The organism is Verminephrobacter aporrectodeae subsp. tuberculatae At4 (assembly GCF_000193225.1).
In the GTDB taxonomy this organism is placed as follows: Bacteria; Pseudomonadota; Gammaproteobacteria; order Burkholderiales; family Burkholderiaceae_C; genus Acidovorax; species Acidovorax aporrectodeae.
The window spans coordinates 1-1,303 of the sequence record NZ_AFAL01000290.1 but is presented as its reverse complement, the minus strand read 5'-3'; the positions used below and the strand labels follow the sequence as shown (position 1 = coordinate 1,303).

Annotated in this window: 1 protein-coding gene; it reads left to right on the top strand. The window is 62.0% G+C overall.

The window, feature by feature from the left end; genetic code table 11:
* Positions 1-42 precede the first annotated feature (42 nt).
* Positions 43-1,303 (top strand): Ig-like domain-containing protein (locus VTU_RS26210; protein WP_040892352.1); only part of this gene is annotated, 1,261 nt, incomplete at its 3' end.

The following is a 1,303-nucleotide window of genomic DNA, read 5'->3' as shown; positions in this document are numbered from 1 at the left end:
AGGGTCAGGTTCGCTTTCAACGAAATAGTCCCCGTCGCAAGCGTGAAGACAGCCATCGACCTCTCCAATGCCCATGGCACGCTGGGCGACCTCTACAGCATCGACGGCGGCGGCACCTGGATCGCCATCTTCACACCCACTGCCAACACGGCAAACGCCGAGGGTTGCAAGATCGGCCTGAACGTCAGCCAGGTGCGCGACGCGCATGGCAACGCGGGACAGGACTCCTCAGGAGGAAGCAACCCCGTCTACAGCGACAGCTACATCGTCAGCACCCTGCCCCCCTCGCTGGCCGCGGATGCCATCACGTTCAGCAACAGCCTGTTGACTCTGGCCGCGAAGACGTCCGTCGTCACCCTCACCTTCTCCGAACCGGTCAAGGGTTTGAGCAGCGCAAGCCTGCAGCTGCCCCCGGCATTCACGCCCGGGGACAGGGGCACACTGTCCGCTCCGGTCGCCCAAAGCCCCGACGCCAAGGGCCATAGCGCGGTCTGGACCGCCACATTGACGGCCCCGGGTACGTATCTTAGCTCCCTTAACGTGGAGGACTACAAAATCACCGTGAACTTGGCAGGCGTGACCGATCGCGATGACCTCCAGGCCACGACAAACCGTGTGGAATCGAGCAACACCTACGCAATCGACGTCCGAAAGGCCTACGCCGTTTTCACGATGAGCGACACGAATCTGGGAATCGGAGAAGTCGCTACGGTCACCGTCAGCTTCAACGAAAAAGTCACCGACTTCACGCTCGATGACATCAGAATGGACGAAACGACGTCGCTCACTTCCACCAGGAGCGATTTGGTCAGCATCGAGGACCGTCAGACCTGGACATTCAGACTGACCCCGGACCCTGACAGCGAGGGTCAAGCCCGTTTCTATTTGCGCGCAAACAGCGTGTACGACCTGGCGGGTAACACGAGTCCGAATACGTCCAATGCCTCCACCGCCAGTTACTCCGTTGACCACACCAGACCTACCCTGACTTCCTCGCGCATCACCTACGCAACGGGAGAGACGAACAGCACCCTGGACGCCGGCGAAACAGCCACCGTCACCTTCGTCTTCTCCGAAGCGGTGACGGGCGTCGACAACAGCCGCGTGGTGGTGGCCTACACCACCGCGATGATCAACCAGGGCACTAACGGCGGCACGCTGTCGAACCCGGTCTCCACCGACGGCGGGACCACCTGGACCGCCACACTCACCGCCCCGACGGGCAACAACGTCAGGCTCAGCAACCTCAGGCTGGGCGTGGATATGAGCCAAGTGATCGACGCCGCGGGCAACGCGGGCACCG